Source organism: Vibrio sp. 1731, from assembly GCF_033339955.1.
GTDB classification, from domain to species: Bacteria; Pseudomonadota; Gammaproteobacteria; order Enterobacterales; family Vibrionaceae; genus Vibrio; species Vibrio alginolyticus.
In genome coordinates this window covers 1-18974 of the sequence record NZ_JAWOVO010000032.1, presented here as the reverse complement: position 1 = coordinate 18974, position 18974 = coordinate 1, and the positions used below count along the sequence as shown (strand labels likewise).

General features: G+C 46.0%; 17 protein-coding genes and 1 riboswitch. Of the genes, 6 read left to right on the top strand and 11 right to left on the bottom strand.

Going from position 1 to position 18974, the window contains the following annotated elements:
* Window positions 1-419 precede the first annotated feature (419 nt).
* Window positions 420-2594 (bottom strand): DNA helicase II, encoded by a 2175-nt coding sequence (gene uvrD, locus R7035_RS23265; protein ID WP_186584588.1) that lies wholly within the window; start codon window positions 2592-2594, stop codon window positions 420-422.
* Window positions 2595-2875: 281 nt separating this feature from the next.
* Between uvrD and R7035_RS23260 the strand changes: the two genes are divergently transcribed.
* The 4 genes from R7035_RS23260 (at window position 2876) to R7035_RS23245 (ending at window position 5329) form a co-directional block, all read left to right on the top strand.
* The gene (locus tag R7035_RS23260; protein WP_005378779.1) at window positions 2876-3136 is read left to right on the top strand and encodes a DUF2282 domain-containing protein; all 261 of its coding nucleotides are present in this window, start codon (window positions 2876-2878) and stop codon (window positions 3134-3136) included.
* A 99-nt stretch (window positions 3137-3235) separates the two neighbouring features.
* Window positions 3236-4108 (top strand): DUF692 domain-containing protein, encoded by an 873-nt coding sequence (locus R7035_RS23255; RefSeq protein WP_005378781.1) that lies wholly within the window; start codon window positions 3236-3238, stop codon window positions 4106-4108.
* A complete protein-coding gene (locus tag R7035_RS23250; RefSeq protein WP_005378782.1) occupies window positions 4105-4863 on the top strand; it encodes a DNA-binding domain-containing protein in 759 nt (252 codons plus the stop codon). Before R7035_RS23255 ends, R7035_RS23250 begins: the two co-directional genes overlap by 4 nt.
* 10 nt (window positions 4864-4873) lie before the next feature.
* Window positions 4874-5329 (top strand): DoxX family protein, encoded by a 456-nt coding sequence (locus tag R7035_RS23245; protein WP_005378784.1) that lies wholly within the window; start codon window positions 4874-4876, stop codon window positions 5327-5329.
* A 31-nt stretch (window positions 5330-5360) separates the two neighbouring features.
* On the opposite strand, the gene R7035_RS23240 is transcribed toward R7035_RS23245, so the two are convergent.
* Together R7035_RS23240 and R7035_RS23235 are read right to left on the bottom strand one after the other, a co-directional pair.
* A complete protein-coding gene (locus R7035_RS23240; protein ID WP_005378786.1) occupies window positions 5361-5642 on the bottom strand; it encodes a hypothetical protein in 282 nt (93 codons plus the stop codon).
* Window positions 5643-5733: 91 nt separating this feature from the next.
* Window positions 5734-6927 carry a multidrug effflux MFS transporter gene (locus R7035_RS23235; RefSeq protein WP_005382927.1) on the bottom strand — a complete coding sequence of 398 codons (1194 nt, stop codon included), beginning with the start codon at window positions 6925-6927 and terminating at the stop codon, window positions 5734-5736.
* A 107-nt stretch (window positions 6928-7034) separates the two neighbouring features.
* On the opposite strand from R7035_RS23235, the gene R7035_RS23230 reads away from it, so the two are divergent.
* Together R7035_RS23230 and R7035_RS23225 are read left to right on the top strand one after the other, a co-directional pair.
* On the top strand, window positions 7035-7976 hold the full coding sequence (locus tag R7035_RS23230; RefSeq protein ID WP_005378791.1) for a LysR family transcriptional regulator: 942 nt from the start codon (window positions 7035-7037) through the stop codon (window positions 7974-7976).
* Window positions 7977-8179: 203 nt separating this feature from the next.
* On the top strand, window positions 8180-9970 hold the full coding sequence (locus R7035_RS23225; RefSeq protein ID WP_132937341.1) for an aminopeptidase P family protein: 1791 nt from the start codon (window positions 8180-8182) through the stop codon (window positions 9968-9970).
* Between the two features lie 136 nt (window positions 9971-10106).
* Here the strand turns inward: R7035_RS23225 and thiH are convergent, their stop codons facing one another.
* From thiH to R7035_RS23185, 8 genes are all read right to left on the bottom strand, one after another.
* Entirely contained in the window at window positions 10107-11219 is a 1113-nt protein-coding gene (gene thiH / locus R7035_RS23220) for a 2-iminoacetate synthase ThiH (protein ID WP_005386233.1), read from the bottom strand.
* A gap of 34 nt (window positions 11220-11253) precedes the next feature.
* A complete protein-coding gene (locus tag R7035_RS23215; protein ID WP_005397059.1) occupies window positions 11254-12021 on the bottom strand; it encodes a thiazole synthase in 768 nt (255 codons plus the stop codon).
* Between the two features lie 5 nt (window positions 12022-12026).
* The gene (thiS, locus tag R7035_RS23210; protein ID WP_017821778.1) at window positions 12027-12281 is read right to left on the bottom strand and encodes a sulfur carrier protein ThiS; all 255 of its coding nucleotides are present in this window, start codon (window positions 12279-12281) and stop codon (window positions 12027-12029) included.
* Window positions 12282-12327: 46 nt separating this feature from the next.
* On the bottom strand, window positions 12328-13101 hold the full coding sequence (locus tag R7035_RS23205) for a HesA/MoeB/ThiF family protein (protein WP_017821777.1): 774 nt from the start codon (window positions 13099-13101) through the stop codon (window positions 12328-12330).
* Window positions 13088-14503, bottom strand: a complete 1416-nt coding sequence (locus R7035_RS23200) for a thiamine phosphate synthase (RefSeq protein WP_186584586.1) — start codon at window positions 14501-14503, stop codon at window positions 13088-13090. The genes R7035_RS23205 and R7035_RS23200 overlap by 14 nt, the downstream gene beginning before the upstream one ends.
* Complete coding sequence (gene thiC, locus R7035_RS23195) at window positions 14503-16443, bottom strand: phosphomethylpyrimidine synthase ThiC (protein ID WP_262652249.1); 1941 nt, start codon at window positions 16441-16443, stop codon at window positions 14503-14505. Before thiC ends, R7035_RS23200 begins: the two co-directional genes overlap by 1 nt.
* A gap of 163 nt (window positions 16444-16606) precedes the next feature.
* Window positions 16607-16705, bottom strand: a riboswitch (TPP riboswitch).
* A gap of 60 nt (window positions 16706-16765) precedes the next feature.
* On the bottom strand, window positions 16766-17149 hold the full coding sequence (crcB, locus tag R7035_RS23190) for a fluoride efflux transporter CrcB (protein WP_005378811.1): 384 nt from the start codon (window positions 17147-17149) through the stop codon (window positions 16766-16768).
* A 123-nt stretch (window positions 17150-17272) separates the two neighbouring features.
* Entirely contained in the window at window positions 17273-18655 is a 1383-nt protein-coding gene (locus R7035_RS23185) for a multicopper oxidase family protein (RefSeq protein ID WP_132937344.1), read from the bottom strand.
* Window positions 18656-18974: the final 319 nt, after the last annotated feature.

Below are 18974 nucleotides of genomic sequence, written 5' to 3'. Positions count from 1 at the left end.
GATTGCTGCGAGTAAGACTATAACCCCGATGGGCGCAAGCCCTCGGGGTTTTTCTTTGCCTAAAGTTTTTCTTAGCAGCTCTTCTGAAAGCAGACATTCACCCACAACGCCCACCTTTCACTTCAAACGGTATAGTTAAATCGCGCTTTCGAAATCCATTTATCATTCCATTTTTTCCTACGTTAGCGACACCAAAACTGCACAAACAAAAAGAGCCGCCGAAGCAGCTCTTAAGTTGATGATACCAATCACAGTAAATAAGCGATCAGAAATAGCGTAGGGAAAATGCTTGAGAACAAGGCGCAATTTTTCGATAAGTAGTTATTCTACAATCAAAAATTGCAACGCAGTTATCGAGTATTTTAACAAGCTAGAATGACCAGTTATTTACTACGATTGGTATGAGTTTTGGTCAAGCCTTACAGTTTCTCTAGTCGTGCGTAAGCAGTTACCAACCATTTGATGCCTTCACCGTTAAAGGCAATCTGTACACGGCTCTGTGGACCACTGCCTTCGAAGTTGATGATGGTGCCTTCACCAAACTTTGGATGCATCACACGAGAACCTAGCGTAAAGCCGGTTTCATTAAAGCTCTCTTTCACAACAGTTTGGCTAAATCGACCACTGCTTGAAGGACGGCTAACTTGCGCCTTCATTCGTACTTCATCTAAACAAGTTTCTGGCAGTTCACGGATAAAGCGAGACGGTTTATGGTATTTATCCTGACCGTACAAACGACGCATTTCAGCATAAGTGATGTACAGTTTCTGCATCGCACGGGTCATGCCTACGTAACACAGACGGCGTTCTTCTTCTAAGCGCCCTGCTTCTTCTGCCGACATTTGGCTTGGGAACATGCCTTCTTCCACACCGACCATAAGCACCAATGGGAACTCTAGACCTTTCGCACTGTGTAATGTCATGAGCTGAACCGCATCTTCAAATTCGTCCGCTTGTCCTTCGCCCGCTTCTAGTGCTGCGTGGGTTAGGAATGCCGTCAGCAGTGACATGTCTTCGGCTTCTTCTGGTTTCTCGAATTGGCGAGTTGCGGTCACCAATTCCTCCAAGTTCTCAATACGTGCCTTAGACTTTTCGCCCTTCTCTTGCTCGTACATCGCGAACAAGCCCGAGTATTTAATCACATGGTCAGTTTGGTGATGCAGCGGCATCTCTAAGGTGTCGTCTTCTAGCGCGGTGACAAGCTCGATAAAACGGCTCAGAGCACCAGCAGCGCGACCAGCAAGAACCTTCTCGTCCAACATTGCCACACTCGCTTCCCACATGGTGCAACCACGATCACGAGCCGCAAAACGGATGGTTTCAAGCGTCTTATCGCCCAAACCACGCGTTGGCGTATTCACCACACGTTCAAACGCCGCATCATCGTTACGGTTGGCAATCAGACGCATGTAGCTCAAGGCATCTTTGATTTCCTGACGTTCGAAGAATCGCATGCCGCCATAGATACGATAAGGCAGACCGGCTTGAATTAACGCTTCTTCCAGAACACGCGACTGGGCGTTGTTACGGTAAAGCATCGCAGCGTCATTCAGAGCACCGCCCTTGTCTTGCCACTCTTTGATTTTGTTCACCGCAAAACGGGCTTCATCTAATTCGTTGTAAGCGCTGTAAACCGAGATAGGCTCACCGACCACGCCATCCGTCCACAACTCTTTACCCATACGCTCGGTGTTATTCGCAATCAGGGTGTTAGATGCTTCCAGAATGGTCTTGGTTGAACGGTAGTTTTGCTCAAGACGAATGGTATTTACGCTTGGGAATTCGAGCGTAAACTTCTCAATATTCTCGACTTTTGCACCACGCCAACCATAAATCGACTGGTCGTCATCACCTACGATCATCACGTGACACTCAGGACCCGCCATCATACGTAGCCAAGCATATTGAATGTTGTTGGTATCTTGGAACTCGTCCACCAAGATATGCTTAAAGCGTGCTTGGTAGTGTTCACGGACGAACTTGTTATCACGCAGTAGCTCATGTGCGCGCAGCAAGATTTCCGCAAAATCGACTAAACCAGCACGATCACACGCTTCTTGGTAAGCGGTGTACAACTGCAGATATGTCTTGGTTACTGGATCATGGTACGCATCAATGTGCGACGGACGCAGACCTTCGTCTTTCTTACCGTTAATCCACCATGCCACTTGGCGTGCAGGCCATTGCTTCTCATCGAGGTTTTGCGCTTTGATCAAACGCTTTAGCAGACGCTGCTGGTCGTCACTGTCAATGATTTGGAAATCTTCCGGTAGCTTCGCATCAAGATAGTGTGCTCGCAGAATACGGTGACAAATGCCGTGGAAAGTACCATTCCACATACCGCCTGCACTGCCCATCATTAGCTCTTCGATACGTCCACGCATCTCTGCCGCCGCCTTATTGGTAAAGGTTACCGACATGATTGAAAACGGAGAAGCTTGCTCGACCGACATCAGCCAAGCGATACGGTGAACAAGAACGCGTGTCTTACCACTTCCTGCGCCAGCAAGAACGAGCAAGTTTTCTAGAGGTGCTGCAACGGCTTCACGTTGTTTATCGTTCAAACCGTCGAGTAATAGAGATGGATCCATCATGATGAGAGCTACTGGTTATTTATACATAAAAACCGATTATAACCTAAACAACCGGGTGCTGTTTAGACAAAACTTGATAAAAAAATCGATGTTTTTTTGCCCAATACATCAATTAGTTATATCTATTTGACCCTACAAACCCATTTACTTCAGAAATTTTTCTGAAAGTTTTTTAGCCAGTTTCCTATCTTTTAAGTTAAGCAAGTTGATAACAAAAACGCCAAAACAGGCGATTCATCTTGCCAACTTAAAGTAAAGGAAATCATTCAGAGGAATTTATTATGAAAAAGTCGAATCTAGCTGTTACTGCTGCTGTTACTGGTCTTCTAGCTCTTGGTGGCACAATGCTAACTGCAGCTCCAGCTGTCGCTGCTGAAAAAGAAAAGTGCTATGGCGTTTCTAAAGCAGGTAAAAACGACTGTGCAACAAAAAGCAGCTCATGCGCTGGTACTTCTAAAGAAGATAACCAAAAAGACGCATTCGTAGTCGTACCAAAAGGTCTTTGTGACAAACTCGCTGGCGGTAGCACTTCTTCTTCATAATCTTTTATCGCTAGCTATTGTGAGGATGCGTTGACGCTCAACCAACGCAAAGCCAAGACGCATCCTTCTCTTCCCGCACGATTTGAAAAGGAGTTTCACATGAAACACCACACCTTCCACGACCTTGTTGGAGTTGGATTAAGAACCCCTCACCTCGATTACTTTAGCCAATCCCAGCCTGAGTTGTCTTGGTTAGAAATCCACAGTGAAAACTATTTCCAACCCAATGCAACAGAGCGCCATCAGCTACAAACGCTTCGCGAGCAATATCAAATTAGCTGCCACGGTATTGGTTTGTCGCTAGGTTCGGTGGAACGTGTTAGTCAAAAGCATCTTGCGCAACTTAAATCACTGATTGACTCAATCGACCCAATTCTTGTTTCTGACCATTTAAGTTGGAGTGAAAACGGCGGTCACTACTTTAATGACCTGCTTCCACTTCCGTATACGGAAGAAGCGCTCAACGTGTTCACTCGTAACGTGAATGAAGTGCAGGAATATTTGCAACGCGAGATCTTGATAGAGAACCCATCTAGTTATGTGAAGTTTCAACATTCGACCATCAGCGAATGGGAGTTTCTTACCGAAGTGCAAAAGCGCACTGACTGTCGTTTATTGCTCGATCTAAACAATGTTTATGTTTCGGCGTTCAACCACGGTTTTGATTGCGACACATACCTAGATGCGATTCCAGCCGACAAAGTGGATGAGATTCACTTGGCAGGTTTTACCATCAAACAACTCGACAAAGGTGAGATATGGATTGATACCCATAGCCGCCCAGTTAGTGATGAAGTTTGGCAACTGTTCGCGCAGTGGACAAAAAAACACGGTCCACGTCATACGTTGATTGAATGGGATTTGGATATCCCCGCGCCAGAAGTCTTATTAGGAGAAGCGCAGAAAGCATCGCAACTGCTGTTGCAAGGCACACTTCCAAGTGAACAAAGCGAACCAAGGAAGGCATCATGAATCTAGCCACCTTACAAAGCCAGTTTGCTAAAGCCCTGCACTATCAAGCGCTCGGTGAAGACTGCGATATTGCCAGTGATGAGTTTACCGCTGATGAACGCATACAAATTTACCGCAATAACTTTATCGTCAGCTTAAGCGAAGTGTTGTCCGCGACCTACCCGATGGTTGAAGCGCTGCTTGGTGAAGAATGCTTTGAACAGATAGCTCGCCAGCATGTTCTTTCTTACCCATTAAAAGAAGGAAATGTGGTGCATTATGGCGAAGGCTTTCAAGACACCATCATGCAGTTTAGTCAGGTGATCGCACAAGCACCTTACAGCCCTGAAGTCGCACGCTTCGAGTGGCATATCGACCTAGCTCGTCAAGCACAGTATGAGCAATCCAATGCAGCGGAATTAAAACCGCTTGCGTTACTTGGCGAAGTGAGTGAAGAGCAACAACCCGCTTTAGTCTTACACCTTAAAAAGGGCTGCCGCAGCTTTGACTCCAATTACGCAGTATTCGATCTATTTAGTGCGATTCAAACTGGGCAATTCGAACAACTTAATATCAACCAATTACAGCAAGGTGTCATCTCGATTCAAGCCAATGGAGAAGCCTTGTGTCACGCACTCGATGCCGATGTGTTCCAACTGCTGCAATGTTTAGAGCAGAAGCAGAGTTTGAGCGAAATACCTGAAGTTTTACTCGCTCATCTCAATCGCATCATGGCACTCGATATTGTTGACGGCTTTACATTGCAATCAATCTAAGGAGCACTCTATGACGGATACGGTTAAAAACTTAGTGAATCGGTACGACGATTTAATCAGTACCCTACAAGCTGGCTTTGTCCCTTTACTACTTCTCTTTTGTCGCTTGTGGGTAGCCTGGGTGTTCTTCAATTCAGGACTAATCAAAATCTCATCTTGGGATAGCACGCTGTACTTATTTGAGCTGGAATACCAAGTGCCAATCTTGCCATGGGAATTGGCGGCTTATTTAGGTACGGCTGCGGAGTTGGTTCTACCGGTGTTCTTGGCACTGGGATTGATTACCCGCCCGATGGCAGCAATGCTGTTTGTGTTCAACATCATCGCAGTGATCTCTTACCCACTGTTGTGGGAGAAAGGTTTTTATGACCACCAACTTTGGGGATTGATGATTCTTATCGTAATCGTATGGGGGCCAGGACCGCTGTCTTTGGACCACATCCTGAAAAAGAAAATGACGAGCTAAAAAAATCCCCGCGTCATGCGGGGATTTTTTATTATTTATTCAAGTAAGCCAGTAGCTCTTCTGCTGAGATACCTTGCTGAGCGAGGTCTTTTGCCATCTGCTCGACTTGTTCATCTTTGCGTGACTCAATCACTTGCTGAAATTGGTACACGATATCACGCAAAATTGGCAGAGGTACTTGTTTCGCCGCACTACGAATACGCTCGGAGCTTTGATTACCCAGCTCATTAAGCAACTTGCCAAACATCACCTTTTCTGGTGAATCTTCCATTTGCTCTAGAATACGAGCCATTTCATACGTGGTTAACGACATTACTTTTTGAGTTCCGTTATGGTGTCAGGAAAAGTCTGAGTGACAAATATACACGCCTTACTTACATTGGAAAATACTAAATTACACTGATTTACGCTTTCGCAAAGCTCGAGTGCCAGTTCTTCCCTGCTTTTGTAAACAGAACGACCAACGCAGGTAATAGGACCCACATATGAATTGCGATCAAGGTTTGTGGATCCAGAGATAAGCGTTGCAGTGTACCCACCAACAAACCAGAGCCACTCATTTGGAACAATCCAAGCAGTGCAGCTGCCGTGCCCGCCTTATCACCAAACGGTTCTAACGCTTTCCCTGCCGCTGCACCCAGAATGAATGCAAAACCTACAGAAGACATAAATATAGGTAACATGAAAGAAAGCGCGGTATTCTGACCATTCATCACTAGCATGATCACACCTGCGAGACCCAGAGTTGAGATCCCGGTGACCAAGGTGTTGTGAGTTCCAACGCGCTCCATAAACTTAGGCGCCAGCATACATGCCGCAATGTTTATCACCGCATTTACACCAAACCAGAAAGTGAATTCATTCATCGACAGCCCCATCCCCGTCATCAATACCGACGGTGCTGAGGTAACGTAAGCAAGAATAACCGCCATCGCCATCAAGCATAATGACGCATGGAAAACAAAAGATGGTGTGCTAAGCACTGCCCAATACCGACTAAGCTTAAACACGGCTTGCTTTTCTGTTGACGGGTTAGTCTCTTTCATCATGAAAAACATCAATGATCCAGACACCACAGCAAAACCCGCCATAAAGCTAAAGTTAGCACGCCAGTCAAATTGCTGAGTTAACCAGCTACCTAGAATTGGAGCTAAAGCCGGAATGAAACAAATCGCACCGTTAAGGTAGCTGATCATTTTGCCGCTTTTTTCCGGGCCAAAGATATCGCGAACTGTTGCAAAGGCTGCTACCGATGTCGCACACGCACCTAAGCCTTGTAGCAGTCGGGAAACCAACATCCACTCAATATTTTGAGCACTCCACGCCAATAAAGCGCTCATCGCGTAAATGGTGATACCGCCCAATGCAACAGTTCGACGTCCGAGTTTATCTGCTAGGGGACCTGCGAATAGCTGACCAACACCCATAGCAAATAAGAACCAAGTGATCGTGTCTTGTGCTAGCGCATTATCGACCTGAAAAGTGGAAGCAATAAGAGGTAAAGCAGGTAGATAAATATCAATCGCTAAAGGACTGAAAAGAACCAAAAGGGTCAATAACGCCATCTGTTTTTTACTATTAGAAAACTGGCTAGACACACAACACTCCGAATTGGATAAAGAACTTTGGGTAAAGCTTAATCATCTGATGATATGAATGGAAATGATGTATAATCATGAGCATTATTCCTCAGAGGAAATTCACTGTGAACGTCGAAAAACTGGCTCGTATCGATTTAAATCTATTGGTCTGCTTTAAAGTGCTGATTGAAGAGTTAAACGTTACTCGTGCGGCCCACCGATTGTGCTTAAGCCAATCCGCCGTAAGTAAATCACTGGCTAAACTGCGCATTCAATTTGATGACCCTCTTTTCACTCGAAACTCACATGGATTAACACCTACGCCGCGCGCATTGTTTCTTAAACCGAAACTGGATCTGTTGATAAATCAGTTAGAAGTGCTGACTCAACCCGAAGAGTTTTCTCCGCAAAGCAGTGAATACCGTTTTCAAATAGCAGCGGTAGAGAGTGTCTACCCTCTCATTCTACCCCATTTCTTACCGGCGATTTTTCAACAAGCACCTGGCGTGACAATTAGCACACACCCGTGGTCGGATAATACATTTAAAATGCTTCAACGCGGCGAACTGGATTTAGGCTTAACTGGAAAAGATATCGATATAAACGATGCCAAGCTGACTCTTCAACCACCCGATGACATTTGCGAGTTGGAAATTTATCGTGATTACCAAATGTGCATTATTCGCAAAAACCACCCTGCGCTAAAACAACCTTGGAATCTGGAAGCCTATCTCGCCCTACGCCATGTACAGGTGCGTTGTGATGGCAACGACCGTTGGTTGCTAGATTATCGCCTTGCAGATATTGGCGCCGACCGCGATATTGCCGTCACTGTGCCCGACTTTAACAGTGCCGCAAGTTTATGTTCATACACCGACTTTATCTTTACTGCGCCAAGTCATTTTGTGCAACTTGCGGCCAAACAGCTTGATTTGGTCGTGCTGCCACTACCGTTAGAATTCCCACCTATGGCTTACACTTTATTCTGGCACCGAGATAGAGAAAACGACCCTGCATTAGGCTGGCTACGTACGATGATCACACAAAAAACCGATCACCTTAGATAAAAACACCGCACTCAATTTGCGCTTAGCGGCTAAAATGAGTAGCTTAACTGTCGTAGTCCTTTTTGGCTCATCTATGGCCTAGTTGTACTCCGACTCTATTGAAGTGATTGCGAACCTCAATGGAATCGTAAACTGCATGAAGCAGATGGAAACAGCTCCCACACCTGAGCATGAAGGAGCGGTAATTTGAAGGAATAACACAGATGCACAACGATACCCAAAGCCGCGTGAATGCAATTCGCGAATGGCTAGCACAACATAATATTGATGCCCTACTTGTCCCACATGAAGACGAGTACTTGGGCGAATACGTACCAGCGCACAACGAGCGTTTACATTGGCTAACTGGCTTTACTGGTTCTGCTGGTGCTGCGGTAATCACCAAAGACAAAGCCGCTATCTTTGTTGATGGTCGCTACACAGTACAAGTAATAAAGCAGGTTCCTGCTGATCTATTCGAATACCGTCACTTGATTGAAGAGCCTGCACTAGATTGGATTAAAGACCATCTTGCAAATGGCGCGTCTGTGGCAATCGACCCTCGCATGCACAACGCTGCTTGGCTAGACATGGCACAAGCAAAACTTGCTGGCGCACTTGAGCTTAAGATTCTCGACAGCAACCCAATTGATGAGCTGTGGCACGACCGCCCTGCTCCTGTGGTTTCTGACGTTCGCCTAATGGCAACAGAAGCGGTTGGTCAATCAAGTGAAAGTAAGCGCCAAGAAATCGCAGAGCTCGTGAAAAAAGCCGGCGCAGACAGCGCGGTGATCACAGCACTTGATTCTATCTGTTGGTTGCTCAACGTTCGTGGTCTAGATGTATCACGTCTACCAGTTCTTCTTTCTCACGCGATTCTGCACTCAGACTCAAGCGTGGAATACTTCCTAGATCCTGCTCGTCTACCTGCTGAGTTTGACGCTCATGTTGGTGCCGGCGTGACGGTTCATCACCCAGAAGCATTGCAAGCACGACTAGAAAACCTAACTGGCAAGAATGTACTGGTTGACCCTGCGACAAGTAACGCGTGGTTTAAGCTGGTTCTACAAAACGCTGGCGCATCTGTGGTGAGTAAAGCTGATCCATGCCTAATGCCAAAAGCAGCAAAGAACGCTGTTGAAATCGCAGGCATGAAAGCATGTCATATCCGTGATGGCGTAGCGATGAGTAAGTTCCTTTCTTGGTTAGATGCTGAAGTCGTTGCGGGTAACCTGCATGATGAAGCGACGCTGGCAGACAAACTGGAAGCGTTCCGCAGCGAAGACCCGACACTTATGGATCTTAGCTTCGATACTATCTCGGCAGCAGGTGGCAACGCGGCGATGTGTCACTATAATCACGAGAACCAACCTGAACCTGGCAAGCTAGAACTGAACACACTTTACCTAGTGGATTCAGGCGGTCAGTACCTAGATGGCACGACAGACATCACGCGTACCATCGCGATCGGTCAGCCTTCACAAGAGATGATTAAACAATTCACTCTCGCGCTAAAAGGCCACATCGGTGTTGCACGTGCACGTTTCCCGAAAGGCACACGTGGTTACCAAATCGATACGCTAGCTCGTCAGCACCTGTGGGCGGAGGGCTACGATTACGATCACGGTACTGGTCACGGTGTTGGTCACTTCCTAAGTGTTCATGAAGGTCCAGCAAGCATTTCGAAGAAGCAAATCGACGTGCCTCTAACAGAAGGCATGGTGCTGTCCAACGAGCCAGGTTACTACCGTGCGGATGCGTTTGGTATCCGTATCGAGAACCTAGAGCTTGTTGTTGAAACCCCAACTAACGGTGACTTCCCTGTTCTGTCATTCGAGTCGCTAACACGCTGTCCAATCGACAAGCGCAACATCAATGTTGATATGCTAACTCGTCCAGAGCTTGCTTGGTTGAATGATTACCATCAGAAGGTATGGGATGAGATCAGCCCACTTGTTGAGGGTGATGTGAAAGAGTGGCTTCGTCAAGCAACGCTACCAGTAGCACACAGCTAGAAGCTAGAAGCTAGAAGCTAGAAGCTAGAAGCTAGAAGCTAGAAAAAAGTAGAGGGTTGATGTTTTGCATCAACCCTCTTTTCTTTACTTATGTTTCACGTGAAACATAACGATGACCAGTGTCTTTATTTGCTGATTAACCAGAATACGCCGAGTGCCAATCTCGCCATACAGGATCAAAGCCTTTGGCTCGAATCATATCTTCCACAGAACCCGCACTTCGCTCATCACTGATCTCAAACTGCTCGAGTTCAACATCATCCATCGCATAACCACCCGGCTGAGTTTTAGATGCAGCAGACATACTGGTGATTCCTAACGGTAATGCATTGTCTCTGAACTTTGGTGATTCACGAGTCGATAATGACAACTCCACTTCTGGATTCAACAGGCGATAAGCGCAGATCAACTGCACAAGCTGTTTATCCGTCATGACTGATTTGGGTTGGAGCGCGCCCTTACAAGGACGTAAACGTGGGAAAGAAATTGAGTAACGAGTCTGCCAATATGTGCGCTCAAGATAGTCCAAGTGCGCTGCCACATAAAAACAATCTGTTCGCCACTCTTCCAATCCTATTAAAGCACCAATACCTATCTTATCAATGCCCGCCTTTGCAAGACGATCGGGTGTATCCAATCGGTATTCGAAATCCATCTTGTTGCCACGCAAATGGTGCTCGGCGTAAGTCGAAGGATGATACGTTTCTTGATAGACCATCACCGCATCCAAACCCAATGTCTTGAGCTCAGCGTATTCGTCTTGATCAAGTGGCTGTACTTCCATCGCCAAATAGTTAAAGCGCTTCTTAATCATAGGCACCATTTCGCGGAAGTATTTCATACCCACTTTAGTTTCGTGCTCGCCAGTCACCAGCAATACGCTATCAAACTTCATGCGTTTAATGGCTTCAACTTCTGCAGCCACTTCGTCCCTATTCAAAGTACGACGCTTGATTCTGTTCTCCATAGAGAAGCCACAATAAGTACAAGCATTGGCGCACAAGTTAGAAAGGTACAGTGGAATGTAAAGCGACATGGTATTACCAAAACGCTTGCGAGTTGCCGAGTATGACAGCTGCGCCATTTGCTCTAAGTACGCTTCAGCCGCTGGTGAAATTAGCGCTTTAAAGTCTTCCAAATCACGCTTGGGTTTATTCAATGCTCGCTCGACATCTTGTGCCGTTTTCGCGTAGATCGACATCGAGATGTCATCCCAATTAAGCTGCTTAAATTGTTCAACGAAGCTCATGTTTTCCTCGCTTAATAGCTAAACCAATCTAGGACTAAAGCTCATCTAGGAATGACGTCAGTGGACTCGACGCAACCGCATGAGAAACCTTACCGGCAAGTCCAGCTTCATAAGCCATACGCCCGGACTCTACCGCCAACTTAAATGCCTTCGCCATCGCAACGGGATCGCTCGAAGCTGCAATCGCTGTATTGACGAGCACGGCATCCGCGCCCATTTCCATCGCACGCGCGGCATGTGAAGGAGCACCAATACCCGCATCAACAACGACAGGAACATTAGCTTGGTCGATGATGATCTCTAGGAAATCGTGAGAAACTATCCCTTTGTTAGAACCGATCGGCGCACCTAATGGCATGACTGCAGCACAGCCTACTTCTTCCAATCGTTTACATAGAACCGGGTCAGCATGACAATAAGGAAGGACAATGAAACCCTCACGAACCAGCTGTTCAGCGGCTGCAAGTGTCTCAATTGGATCTGGCATCAAGTACTTCGGGTCTGGATGAATTTCCAGTTTTAGCCAGTTAGTACCCAACGCTTCTCGCGCCAGTTGTGCAGCAAACACAGCATCTTTAGCATTCTTTGCACCTGATGTGTTTGGCAATAAGTTCACACCCGCTTGTACTAACGGCAGCAAAATATCGTCTTGTTGGTCGTTCACATCCACACGCTTCAACGCCATAGTCGCAAGTTGAGATCCCGACACTTGAATCGCTTCTGCCATTAATCGGCTGTTGGCAAACTTCCCGGTTCCCGTGAACAGTCTTGATTCGAATTGTTTATCACCAATTTTAAGCATCGACTTTAACCCCCTGCGATCGCTTGAAACAAAGAGATACTATCTCCCTGTGAAAGAACTGTGCTAGCCCACTCACTGCGCGGCACAACATTGTTATTAATTGCAAAAACGCAGCCCTTTTCTGGTAGCGCAAATTGACTAATGATTTGCTGTAGATTCGACTCACTGGCAACTCGATGTGACTGGTCATTGATGACAATAGTGATCACATCTAAGTCAGCAGCGGTCATTTGTGTTGTTTGTTGTTCTGATAACGTCATTGCTTCCAACTCTCTTAATTCTGCCTATTACTCGTATACTCGTAAGCTAAATCTGAGCACATACTTGGCACTGTTTGTCTTTGCTTATCGCCATGGTTTGCCATTGCAGTTTCAACCCATCAAACAGATGCAACTTGGCAGTCTCGACATGAAACTTTCCCGTCGCCAGTTTTTGAATTGCCGCTATCGCTTGGTAGTTACCAAGTGTGCCCACTACCGGGCCGACAACACCGCTCTCACTGCATTTTTGACTTTGTGGTAATTCGTCAAACGGATACAAACAGCGGTAACAGGCTTTACTCTGCACTTCTTGTTCACTTGGTGTTTGGTAATCAAAGACAGCAAATTGCCCTTGCCAACCAATTGCCGCCGCTGAGATGAGTGGCGTATTTTGCTCGAAACAAACTTGGTTAATTAGCTGACGCGTTGGCATGTTATCGGTGCAGTCGAGCACCACATCCGCTAGCATCACCTCAAGCTGAAGCTGTGCTTTGTCTAATCGCTTATTGATAGCACGAATTTGAACCATAGTATTAAGTTCAGTAAGTTGCTTTACAGTCGCTTTTGTTTTCGCAACTTGGAGGTCTTGTTCACGATAAATGATCTGACGTTGTAGGTTACTGCTATCAACTTCATCGTCATCGACTACAACCAATTTACCAACGCCCGCTGACGCCAAGTACAAACTCGCTGCGCTCCCCAATCCACCACAACCGATGATCAGCACATGCGATTTGCTCAAACGCTCTTGCCCAACTTCGGCAATTTCTGGCAGAGCGACTTGACGTTGATAGCGAAGGAACTGCTTATCCGTGAGCATGCTCGCCTCTCTTACTAAGCGCCAACTCACTATTCTGATCAGTAAACGTTAGCTGTCTTTCCTTCATCAGTTGTGCAAAAAACTCGATAACGAACTGAGGTGATTCTGCCAACGTAATAGCACGCACAACTGCCAAACTAGAGACGCCTGTGCGCCAAACTTGGTCTGCATTAGATTGGTCAATGCCACCAATCGCGACCGTCGGAAAGCCAAGCACATAGTCACTACCTGCTTTGTCTTTTGCGGGACGGAAAACCAACTCTGTGTTTCCGTAAGGAATGCTATCAATCAGCTTTTGATAAAGAGACAAGCGCACCAAACCTTGTGGTTTCGATGGCATCTGTTTTGTGGTGGTTGGGAAAATATGCCCTAGCGCGATGTAACTAGGATGAATTTGTACGATGCGCAGTAGCTCATAATAACCATGAGTAGAAAGACCAAGACGAATGCCGGCTTTAGTTAGCTGAGCCAAATTCGATTCTTCTATGTCTTCTTGTCCTAGGTGAACACCATAAGCGCCATGCTTGATTGCCAACTGCCAATAGTCATTGATGAACACTTGTGCTTGATACTGACGACCTAGCTCAATTGCTCGAATGATCTGTTGTTCTAAATCGGCTTGTTGTGGGTCCTTGATTCGCAGTTGAATAGTGTTGATGCCTAGTGGCAGTAAACGCTCAATCCAAGCAACGTCATCAACGACTGGGTAGAGCCCTAGACTTTGCTTAGTCAGAGTTGGAAAGCTAACGCTCTCGCCTTGTGCAGACCAACCAACTTGAATACCTAGTCGGTTATCCTCCAGTACAGGTGTGGGGAAATCATCAAATTGGTCAGCCCACCGAGTAGATCTTCCCTCATCAAGGTTGTCATTCAACAGTGTTTCACGTGAAACATTCGCTTGCTGAGTTAGCATTCCTCGAGCAAGTGTTAACGCATCTTCGATAGGAAAATCGAGTACTGTCAGCGTTACTATCCAAGCAAGGTGATGTTCAGGATTGAACATTGCGTTGAATTTGGACTTAACGGAAAGCGCTCTCACTTCGTTGTTAATTGGGTGACGCCAGATATCAAGCTGAAACACTTTCTCCTTTTCATCGGATACCTGCGTATCAGCAATGCCAATATGAATCGCTTTCGACGGTTGCTTAGCACACGCTTCTACCGATAAAGCAGAGCGGTAATAGAGCACAAATGAACTCTCATTCTCAGAGTCATAATCATCAATGAGATCAGTCGTTATGTGTGTGGTCTGTTGGCCGCGAACAAGCTGAATAGATTGAGTTGGGCTCACACCCAACTCAATGTCTTCAATGCAAAAACCCTGTTCTTTCGCCAACAACAAACATTGCTGAACTAAACCTGTCAGTTCAATCAACGATGACGGAATAAGGATTTTGCTCATTAGTCACTCACCTCGGCATGTGCTGCTGGGTGGTATAGCTCAGAACCTGACTCTCTAAATTCTTGCGATTTCTGACGCATCCCCTCAAGAGGGTCATCCAGCATTTTAATCGAGATAGCTTGGTCCGCAGCAACTTGCTCAGTGTCTTTCGCGTACTCTCGTACCTCTTGCGAAATCTTCATCGAGCAGAACTTTGGTCCGCACATCGAACAGAAGTGAGCAACTTTGCCGGACTCTTGAGGTAAGGTTTCATCATGGAAAGCGCGCGCGGTATCTGGGTCGAGTGACAAGTTGAATTGATCTTCCCAGCGGAACTCGAAGCGAGCTTTAGAAAGCGCATTATCACGAACTTGAGCACCTGGGTGCCCTTTCGCTAAATCAGCGGCGTGCGCAGCAAGCTTATAAGTGATCATGCCTACTTTCACATCTTCTTTGTTTGGTAAGCCAAGATGCTCTTTAGGAGTGACGTAGCAAAGCATCGCACAGCCATACCAACCAATCATGGCAGCGCCGATGCCTGAAGTAATATGGTCGTAACCAGGAGCGACGTCTGTCGTCAGTGGGCCAAGCGTGTAGAATGGTGCTTCATGGCAGTGATCTAACTGTTCTTCCATGTTCTCTTTGATCATGTGCATTGGAACATGACCAGGACCTTCGATAATCACCTGTACGTCGTATTCCCACGCTATCTTGGTTAACTCACCAAGGGTATGAAGCTCTGCAAATTGCGCTTCGTCGTTAGCATCGGCCACCGAGCCAGGACGTAGACCATCACCGAGAGAAAGTGCCACATCATACTTAGCACAGATTTCACAGATCTCTCGGAAGTGGGTATATAAGAAGCTTTCTTGGTGATGCGCTAAACACCATTTCGCGATGATAGAACCACCACGAGAGACGATGCCAGTAACGCGTTTTGCAGTCATTGGCACATAACGAAGTAGTAAACCGGCATGGATAGTAAAGTAGTCAACGCCCTGCTCCGCTTGCTCAATCAGGGTATCGCGCATCACTTCCCAGTTAAGGTTTTCCGCAACACCATTCACTTTCTCAAGCGCTTGATACATTGGTACGGTACCGATCGGAACCGGACTGTTACGTAGAATCCACTCGCGAGTTTCGTGGATGTTACGTCCAGTAGAGAGATCCATAACGGTATCTCCACCCCAACGTGTCGCCCAAACGAGCTTCTCTACTTCTTCCTCAATCGAAGAAGTGACCGATGAGTTACCGATGTTGGCGTTCACTTTGACCAAAAAGTTACGTCCAATGATCATTGGTTCGGATTCTGGGTGGTTAATATTGGAAGGGATAATAGCGCGACCTTCGGCGACTTCTTTACGCACGAATTCGGCGGTAATATCTTTTGGTAAGTTAGCTCCGAAGCTTTGACCCGGATGCTGTTGATTCAGCACTTCATCGCGATACTTGGCACGCCCCATGTTTTCACGCAGCGCGATATATTCCATTTCTGGGGTAATAATACCTTTGCGAGCATAGTGCAATTGGGTCACACAATGGCCATCTTTGGCACGTCGAATACGTGGTAGATTACCGTAACGAAGATCGTCTAGTGTTTCGTCTTCTAAGCGTTCTTTGGTGTACACCGAGCTTACTTCATCAAGTAGCTCAGTATCGGCACGCTCTTCAATCCACCCTTCTCTCAGCTTAGGTAAGCCGCTATAGAGGTCTATGGTGTGCTCTGGATCTGTGTATACACCCGAGGTATCGTAAACGCGTACTGGCTCATTAGGCTCGAAAATAGGCGCTTCTTTTGTGCCTCCAATAAGGCTATCAGCGAGTGATATTTCACGCATTGGCACACGAATATCTGGACGTGAGCCTTCTACGTAGACTTTGCTTGAATTGGGGTACGGTTGTACCGAGAGTGTATCAATGAACTGTTTTGCTTCCAGTCTCGCTTGTTTGCGACTCGACATAGCATTTTTCCTTGCTTTGTTATACTAGATAAAAAGTAATTGGATAAAAATGCTTGGCGGATAGATGCGACAAGAGGAGTCAAATTAAGGCTAGTTAAAGCTTACGATATTTGCCTGTAACAACATTCGACTTTTGATAGATCAACCAGAAAGAACTCCGGTGTGAATATCTTCTCTTGTTCCCTTCGCAGATTCTAATCTGATCAGGTTCAACGGATCCCGAATTAACGGTCTCAGCCTTATGGCACTCCGACAAGTGATGTCAGTATATAAAAACGGCTTGGTGAAACCAAGCCGACCTGTTCAATTTTTAACTACTTTGCTAGCTGCGCATCAATAATTGAAAGCCTATCCACGCAGCTGAAATACTTAACACGACATTCAACAATACGTTCAACCCCATCTTAAAGAAAGCGCCCTGCTGCATAAGCAAAACATTATCCATCGAGAAGGTGGAAAACGTCGTTAGTGCGCCTAAAAAACCCAAGCCAATCACTTGTCGCCAAGGTTCCGTTGCCAAAAGTTCATTATCGAAAGCTGCTATCAATAAGCCCATCATAAATGAGCCAACAACGTTAACGGTTAACGTACCATATGGAAAACCACGCCCCAATAAAATGACACAAAGTTCAGAAATTAAGTAACGAGAACATGCACCAAATGCACCACCCAATGCAATAAAACCCAAAACGGATAGTTGTCCCATAATTCCCCCAGAAAAGTTAATGGCGACATTGTAATCAAATTTACGGCAATAGTGATTATACAATCTTAGAATTCAGCAAAGTATAGCGCTTAAAACTTATCAAGATTTTAAAAGTTACGGGAGTCACTTTACTTCAATGTAACCCATCAAACCCGTCTTCATATGTTCAATTACATGACAATGGTACATCCAACGCCCTGGGTTATCTGCAACAAATGCCGCTTTCGCACTGCCGTTTTTTCCAAGTAAGACCGTATCGGTATGAAACGGTTCGTCGAGTTTTTTGCCATCTAACTCAAGAACCGTAAATGTGTGTCCATGAAGATGAATAGGATGATGATATTGGGTGACGTTCTTTAGGTTGAAGATATAGGTTTTTCCCATCTCCAATGTTGAAAGCGGCGCTGGAATATTATCTTTGCTCATTCCCTCCCAAGCCCGTTTGTTCATCAGCCAGAATTGGGGGATCGCTTTGCCCGATTTATCAGCAGGAGTGATCGCCCCCTCCCACTCAAACACATAATCGATTTGCTCTGCATTTTTCAAATCGAGAGCTGGCACAGGGTTGAGAGGTAATAAAGGCAGTTTCTGGTTGTTCGACAGATCAGACTCAACAACGTCAAACTCGCACAAAGGGAATGGGAAGCGTCCTTTCATTTGACGCACATAAACACGTTTTCCAGCCTTTGGAGCAATCAATCCGACATCTAACCTCATTCCTGGACCAATTTTATGCTGAGTGAGCTTGTAAGGCGTTTTAACAGGGTTACCATCAATAGCGATAACCCAAGCCTCTGCACCTTCAATAGCGATCGGGTAAGTAATGGTGTTATCGACATTAGCAATTCTTAATCGCGTGGTAGCATTCTGCTTCAGCGTATAAACAGGTTCATGCACACCATTGACGCTACTCCACTCTCCGGGAGTCCCCATACGAGCGCTCAAGCGCGGTACCATAAGGTTCTTCCACTGACCTTGTTTGTCTAAATGCCAATGCTTTAGAACTATTTCCTGTTCTTCATCAAATAGAACAGGCTCAGCCTCTTCAACGATAATTAGCCCAACTAAGCCCATACCAAGTTGCTTAACGCTATTCATGTGGGGGTGATACCAAAACGTGCCTGCATCTGGCGGTGTAAATTCATAAGCGAATGTTTCACCCGGCATGATAGGCGGCTGGCTTAAGAAAGGTACACCATCCATTTCAATAGGGATTCGCAAGCCATGCCAGTGGATTGTAGTCGGCTCTGAAAGCTTGTTAGTAAACCTAATTATAACTTTCTCGCCTTGGCGACAACGAATCGTAGGCGCTGGAATCGAACCATTAAATGCGAGTACGTCTGTGTTAAACCCAGGGATAAATTCTGCAGTAGAAGGCTCTGCAGTGATATCGTATATATATTGCCTCTGCTTATTAGTGCTCCTAGATAGAGAACATGCAGGTAGAACGGTAAGCGCGGAGATTGCTAAGGATGATTGAAGAAAGCGTCGACGAGATATATCCATACATAGTTACTCATTAATCCAGATCGGTTGAGTGTAACTAAATATAAATAGTGATTCCCCTTTATTATTAAAATTTCGGGCCACTGATCATTACAGCTAACTGTAGTTTCGTTCGTTCAGTAGATTAAATGCTGCCAAAGTACAGCAGAAAGCCATACTTACGGGATAAGAGTAGAAATAAGCTGTAATAATGAGAAGAAACCAGATACAAAAAAGGCCCTGACCTAAGTCAGAGCCTGATATATGGCAGGGGTGGAGAGATTCGAACTCCCAACACGCGGATTTGGAATCCGCTGCTCTGCCAATTGGAGCTACACCC